This window comes from Mesorhizobium sp. M0751 (assembly GCF_040320265.1).
Taxonomy (GTDB): domain Bacteria; phylum Pseudomonadota; class Alphaproteobacteria; order Rhizobiales; family Rhizobiaceae; genus Mesorhizobium.
Genome location: NZ_JAMYPH010000023.1, coordinates 77,403 through 84,076, shown reverse-complemented (window position 1 = coordinate 84,076; position 6,674 = coordinate 77,403). Strand labels below are relative to the sequence as shown.

Genomic DNA, 6,674 nt, shown 5'->3' with positions numbered 1-6,674 from the left:
TCGACAACATTTCCAATTTCCTGCGCCGCCGCTTGAGCAGGACGATCCACGACTATAACAGGATCCAGGCCGAGCAGGGGTGATCCCCTCGCCAGAAGCCGGCAGGACAAAGGGGGGGCGAAGGATCGCCGACGCTCGTCGGCCGAAAGGCGCCTACCGCGGCCTAGGTGGCCGCCCTCTTCCAGCCGTCCTTGATATGCTTGTATCCCTCCCGATAAACCGCTTCCGGGCCTTCGGAAAAGTCGCGCCACACCTTGGTGGCCGCGGCCAGCTCCTTCAGCGAGCGGCCGAACGCCTCGATCGTCAGCCAATCGTCATAGCCGCTCTTGCGGATGGCGGAGAATGTCTCCTTCCAGGGGACGTGGCCGCGGCCCGGCACGCCGCGGTCGTTCTCCGAAATATGGATATGGACGATGTTCTTGCGGTTGCGCGTATAGGCGCCGATCGGGTCGGCCTCTTCGATGTTGGCGTGGAAGGTGTCGTACATCGCCTTGATGTGCGGCCGGTCGATCGCGTCGATATGCTCCGACAAATCGTCCATCGTGTTGAGCAGATAGCATTCGAAGCGGTTGAGCGCCTCGAGCCCGATGGTGACATTCTTGCTGCCGGCATGATCGCCGATGGCGCGTTGCGAGGCTACCGAGCGCTTCTTCTCGGCCGCCGTCGGCCCGCTGCCGGAAAAGGCGCCAAGTGTCGAATGCAGCGGGCCGCTCAACGTGTTCGCGCCAAGCGCCTGAGCGCAGTCGATCGCCGATTTCATGTAGTCGATACCGGCCTTGCGCGTCGAGGCGTCGGCCGAGATCAAATTCATCGCCGGATCGCCCATGGCAGAAACGGCGGTGCGTTGCAGCCCGATATGGTCGAGCAGCTCGCCGAGTTTCCTGTAGTCGTCCGGCGTGCCGGAGAAGACCGGTATTTCGACGCCGTCGAAGCCGGTCGCCTTGATGTCCCTCAACAACGGCTCGTGCTTTTTCGAGACACTGGTCGTCCACAACAGCATGCACATGCCGATTTTCATCGACGCCCCTCCGCATGAATTCGCCTGCAGGCTTGTTTAGAGGCTTGTCCACGCCCCGTTCTTCTTCGAAGACTTCACGCAGGCCTCGATGAAGGCCATGCCCTCGACGCCGTCCTGAACGGTCGGGAAGACGACATCCTTAGCCGGCTTGCCGCCCTTCCGGCGCGCCGCACGAATAGCCCGCGCGGCTTCCTGGTAGATGTTGGCGAAACCTTCGAGATAGCCTTCCGGATGCCCTGGCGGAACGCGGCTGACGCGACCGGCGACGGGAAGTGCGCCGGCGCCGTTTCGGGTAATCAACTGCTTCGGCTGGCCGAACGGCGTGTACCAGAGATAGTTCGGATCGGCCTGCACCCATTCGAGCCCGCCCTTCGAGCCGTAGATGCGCAATTTCAGCCCGTTCTCGTGGCCGGGCGCCACCTGGCTTGCCCAGATCATGCCCTTGGCCGGGTGCGACCCGCCGATCGGCTTGAAGCGCAGCAGCACATTGATGTTGTCGTCGAGCAGCCTCCCCGGCACGAAGGCATCAAGATCGGCCGACAGCGAATCGAGCTCCAGCCCGGAGACGAAACGGGCAAGGTTGTAGGCATGCGTGCCGATGTCGCCCAGCGCACCGCCGGCACCGGCCTGCTTGGGGTCTGAGCGCCACGCAGCCTGCTTCTGGCCGGTGGCGGCCAGATCTTCGGTCAGCCAGTCCTGCGGATATTCCGACTGCACGATGCGGATGTCGCCGAGCTGCCCCTTGGCCACCATCTCGCGTGCCTGCCGCACCATCGGATAGGCGGTGTAGTTATGCGTCAGCACGAACACCTTGCCGGTCTTGTCGACCAGCGCCGCCAGCTTCCTTGCCTCGGCCAGCGTCGTCGCCAGCGGCTTGTCGCAGATGACGTGGATGCCTGCCTCGAGAAAAGCCTTGGCGGCCGGCACGTGCACATTGTTCGGCGTGACGATGGCCACCACCTCGATGCCGTCCGGCCGCTTGGCCTCCGCCTTGGCCATCTCGGCATAGGAGCCGTAGCTGCGTGCCGGATCGAGCCCAAGCTCGGCCGCCGAGGCCTTGGCGCGCTCCGGATTCGACGACAAGGCGCCGGCAACCAGCACGAACTCGTTATCCATGCGCGCCGCGATGCGGTGCACCGCGCCGATAAAGGCGCCTTGTCCGCCGCCAACCATGCCGTAGCGGATCGGACCGCCTCCCGTTTCCGTCTTCGATGCGCCAACCATGATTTTCTCCCTCGTTATCTGAGATACCCCTCCCCTCGAGGGGAGGGTCGACGCGTAGCGTCGGGGTGGGGTTGGCGGCCATGAAGCTCGGCATGGACCGACCCCACCCGGCCCTCCGGGCCACCCTCCCCTCGAGGGGGAGGGATATCTGTGCTAGATCCCCATCATGCCGCGCAGCACCTTTTTATCGGTCGTGCCGCCGGCGAAATCGTCGAACGCTTTTTCCGTCACCCTGATGATGTGGTGCTGGATGAAGGGAGCGCCTTCGGCCGCACCATCCTCCGGGTGCTTGAGGCAGCATTCCCATTCCAGCACCGCCCATGAGTCGTAATTGTATTGGGTGAGCTTGGAGAAAATGCCGCCGAAATCCACCTGCCCGTCGCCAAGCGAGCGGAAACGCCCGGCGCGGTTGGTCCAGCTCTGGTAGCCGGAATAGACGCCTTGCCGCCCGGTCGGATTGAACTCGGCGTCCTTGACGTGGAACGCCTTGATCCGCTCGTGGTAGATGTCGATGAATTCGAGATAATCGAGCTGCTGCAGCAGGAAATGCGACGGGTCGTAGTTGATGTTGCAGCGCTTGTGGCCGCCGACCGCCTCGAGGAACATCTCGAACGTCGCGCCGTCGAACACGTCCTCGCCCGGATGGATTTCGTAGCCGACATCGACGCCGTTCTCGTCATAGACGTCGAGGATCGGCTTCCAGCGCTTGCCGAGTTCGGCAAATGCTTCCTCGATCAATCCCGCCGGCCGCTGCGGCCAGGGGTAGAGGTATGGGAAGGCCAGGGCGCCGCAAAACGACACCGACGCCTTGAGCCCGAGATTCTTCGACGCCTTGGCGGCGAACTTCATCTGTTCGACCGCCCATTGTTGCCTGGCTTTTGGATTGTTGTGCACCGCAGCCGGCGCAAAGCCGTCGAACTGCGCGTCATAGGCGGGATGCACCGCCACCAGTTGCCCCTGCAGATGCGTCGACAGTTCGGTGATCTCGACGCCGGCATCGGCGCAGATGCCCTTCACCTCGTCGCAATAGGCCTTGGAGGAGGCTGCCTTCTCGAGATCGAACAGTCGAGCGTCCCATGTCGGGATCTGCACGCCCTTGTAGCCCAGACCGGCCGCCCATTTGGTGATCGAGCCCAGCGAATTGAACGGAGCGGCGTCGCCCGCAAACTGCGCCAGAAACAGACCAGGCCCCTTCATCGTCGTCGGCATCGGCATCTCCCTATGTTTCACGACCAAGCATAGCGCCGATTGAAAACAGGGCCAGCCGCTTTGGTCTCTTTGCACAGCGCGCTTGGCGCCGCTATTCTGGTATTACCAAATGCCGAAATCTGGTCAAGCCATTTGACGCGCTGCCGCAGTCCTGCAACCATACCGAGTTAGGCCACATGTTTAAGCAGAATCAATGAACTAGCCAGGAACAAACGCTTGATTTCAGCAGTTCTTGCCGTCCAGATGAAATTACTGTAGACCTCCCATCAGGCCCAATTGGTCGAACCAGTTTGACAAAAATGCTGGGACGCCTTGGGGAGGAATCATGCGGCACGCTTCGGCAGAGTGCGCCGCAGGCGAACTGGTACAGGCGATTCTGGGAAGGATAGACCATGCATCTTTCGACGCACAATTGGATGCGGGCGGAGCCGCTGGAAACGACGCTCAAGCGCATCAAGAAATTCGGCTACGAGTCGATCGAGATCTCCGGCGAACCCGAACAGTACAAGCCCAAGGAGACGCGCGCGCTGTTGAACGAGTACGGCATTCGCTGCTGGGGAGCGGTGACGCTGATGCTGGGCGAGCGCAATCTCGCCGCCAAGGATCAGGGCCAGCGCGAGCGCTCGGTGCAATATGTCAAGGACGTGCTGACCATGGTCAGCGAGCTCGACGGCGAGATCATCACGCTGGTTCCGGCCACCGTCGGCAAGGTGGTGCCGGACGGCACCGAGGAAGAGGAATGGAAATGGGTGGTCGACGCCACCCGGGAATGCTTCACCCACGCCAAGAAGGTCGGCGTCAAGATCGCGGTCGAGCCGCTCAACCGCTTCGAGACCTATCTGTTCAACCGCGGCGCCCAGGCACTGGCGCTGGCCGATGCGGTCAGCCCCGAATGCGGCGTCTGCCTCGACGCCTACCACATCCACATGGAAGAATTTAACGTCTACGATGCCATCCGGCAGGTCGGCAAGCGCCTGTACGACTTCCATGTCGCCGACAACAACCGCTTCGCCGCCGGCCTCGGGCAGATCGACTGGCCGAAGATCGTCGGCACGCTGAAGGAGATCGGCTATGACGGCGCGCTGACCAATGAATTCGTCGCCCCCGTCGACCGCACGCCGGCTGCCCCCTATCCCGACATGGTCGAACGCAACCCCGTCGACATCTCGCCGGAGCAGCTGAAATTCATTCAGGACCACGGCTCCAGCGTGCTCACGGAGAAATTCTACACCGACCAGATGCGCATCAACGCGGAAACGCTGCTGCCGCTGATCAAGTAGCCGAGCCGTTTGGAAAAGCCCTTCCGCCTCACCGCGGCCGGGCCGAGGATGAACATGCGCATCAAGACGGTCCAAGCCTGGTGGGTCCGCATACCGATCGAAGCCGCGAAGCAGCACCGCAGCGACTTCGGTCAGGTGGCGACGTTCGACGCCGCCATCCTGCGCATTGAAACCGACGACGGTCTGGTCGGCTGGGGCGAAGGCAAGAATGCTGCCGGCAGCGCCGGCAGCTACGGCGCTCTCGTTCATTTGCTGAACTACGAGGTCGGCCCGCAGCTGGTCGGCCGCGACCCGGCCGACATCGCCGTCATATGGGAGATGCTCTATAATGGTACGCGCCACGACAGCGCCGCTCGCGCCGGCCATGCCATGCCGCAATTGGCACGACGGGGCATGAGCATCGCCGCCATCAGCGCCGTCGACATCGCATTGTGGGACATTCTCGGCAAATCGCTCGGCGTTCCGGTCTGGCGGCTGCTTGGCGGCCGCAAGCTGGACCGCATGCCGGCCTATGCTTCCGGCGGCTGGGCCACCGCGGAAGCCATCGGCGACCAGCTGCGGTCCTACATCGCCAAGGGCGGCTTCAAGGCGCTGAAGATGCGCGTCGGTGCGATGGACGGCGCCCCACATATCTCGGCGGCTCGCGTCCGCGCCGCAAGACAGGCGCTCGGTCCCGATATCGACCTGATGGTTGACGCGCACGGCACGTACACGGTGGCCGAAGCCAAGCGCTTCATCCATCTCGCCGGCGACCTCGATCTCGCTTGGTTCGAGGAGCCGGTGATCGCCGACGACAAGCCCGGCATGGCCGAGGTGCGTGCCTGCGGCTCGATACCGATCGCTACCGGCGAAAGCGAGGCGACGCGCTATGCCTTCCGCGACCTCGCCGTACTCAAATCCGCCGATATCTTCCAGCCGGATCCGGCCTTTTGCGGTGGCATCAGCGAGGCGATGAAGATCGGCACCATCGCCAGCGCCTTCAATCTGCGCTTTGCGCCGCATCTTTGGGCCGGCGCGCCCTGCTTCTTTGCCGGGCTGCATGTCTGCGCTGCTTCGCCGGCGAGCTTCACCGTCGAATATTCGCTCGGCGCCAACCCGATGATCCACGATCTGATCGAAGAGACTGTCGAAGCAAAGGACGGTATGGTAGCGATCCCTGATAGACCCGGGCTGGGATTCACCATTTCGGAGCGGTTCCTGGAGGCGCACGCGCAACACGGCTGACATGAAAGAAAAAAACCTTCTCGCGGAACTCGCCGCCTATCTGTTCTCCCATTCGGACAAGGAGACGGGCCGCACGCCGTCGGAGCGCGAACTGGCAGAGCATTTCAGCGTCAGCCGCGGCCAGATCCGCGAGGCGCTGGCCATTCTCGAGGCCATGCGCATCGTCGAGCGACGGGCGAAATCCGGCATCTACATCGATACGAAGCAGGCGAGCGTCGAGGCGATGGCGCTGTTCGCCCGCGCCGGCCTGCCGCTCGATCCCGTCCAGATCTACGAGACGGTCGAGTTGCGCAAGATCCACGAGATCAAGGCCGCCGAACTTGCCTGTTCACGCGCCACCGAGGAGAATTTCGAGCGGCTGCGCGAGATCCTGAAGGCCTCCGAGGATCGCATCGCCGCCGGTGAAGGCCTTGCCCGGGAAGACCGCGAGTTCCACCTCGAGATCGTGCGGGCGACCAAGAACAGCGTCTTCCACAATATCTGCAGCGTCTACTACATGATGGGTGAGCTGCGCCTGCCGATCTATTTCAACGATCCCGAACGCAGCGTGCGCTCCCATGCCGAGCATATCCAGATCTACGAGGCGCTGCTGCGCCGCGACGGCAATCTCGCCCAGGCGCTGATGAGCGCCCACCTGCAAGGCGCGGAAAGCTACTGGAAGGGGCTGATCGAGGGGCGCGGGGCGGAGCCGGAAAGCCCAGCGCTCGAAAAGGCCTGAA

Annotated in this window: 6 protein-coding genes; 3 read left to right on the top strand and 3 right to left on the bottom strand. The window is 63.1% G+C overall.

Annotated features, from left to right (window positions below):
- Positions 1-163 precede the first annotated feature (163 nt).
- The 3 genes from NKI19_RS27640 to NKI19_RS27630 all read right to left on the bottom strand — a co-directional run bounded on the left by NKI19_RS27640 (position 164) and on the right by NKI19_RS27630 (position 3,451).
- On the bottom strand, positions 164-1,018 hold the full coding sequence (locus NKI19_RS27640; protein WP_352491774.1) for a sugar phosphate isomerase/epimerase family protein: 855 nt from the start codon (positions 1,016-1,018) through the stop codon (positions 164-166).
- 36 nt (positions 1,019-1,054) lie between these two features.
- Positions 1,055-2,242, bottom strand: coding sequence for a Gfo/Idh/MocA family protein (locus NKI19_RS27635; protein ID WP_352491775.1), 1,188 nt, complete (start codon positions 2,240-2,242; stop codon positions 1,055-1,057).
- 153 nt (positions 2,243-2,395) lie between these two features.
- Complete coding sequence (locus NKI19_RS27630; protein ID WP_352491776.1) at positions 2,396-3,451, bottom strand: sugar phosphate isomerase/epimerase family protein; 1,056 nt, start codon at positions 3,449-3,451, stop codon at positions 2,396-2,398.
- Between the two features lie 392 nt (positions 3,452-3,843).
- Between NKI19_RS27630 and NKI19_RS27625 the strand changes: the two genes are divergently transcribed.
- The 3 genes from NKI19_RS27625 to NKI19_RS27615 are packed head-to-tail and all read left to right on the top strand — an operon-like array spanning position 3,844 to position 6,673.
- On the top strand, positions 3,844-4,731 hold the full coding sequence (locus NKI19_RS27625; RefSeq protein ID WP_023675190.1) for a sugar phosphate isomerase/epimerase family protein: 888 nt from the start codon (positions 3,844-3,846) through the stop codon (positions 4,729-4,731).
- A 54-nt stretch (positions 4,732-4,785) separates the two neighbouring features.
- Positions 4,786-5,955, top strand: a complete 1,170-nt coding sequence (locus NKI19_RS27620; protein ID WP_352491777.1) for a mandelate racemase/muconate lactonizing enzyme family protein — start codon at positions 4,786-4,788, stop codon at positions 5,953-5,955.
- Position 5,956: 1 nt separating this feature from the next.
- On the top strand, positions 5,957-6,673 hold the full coding sequence (locus NKI19_RS27615) for a FadR/GntR family transcriptional regulator (protein ID WP_292661187.1): 717 nt from the start codon (positions 5,957-5,959) through the stop codon (positions 6,671-6,673).
- The last annotated feature ends 1 nt before the right edge of the window (position 6,674 follow it).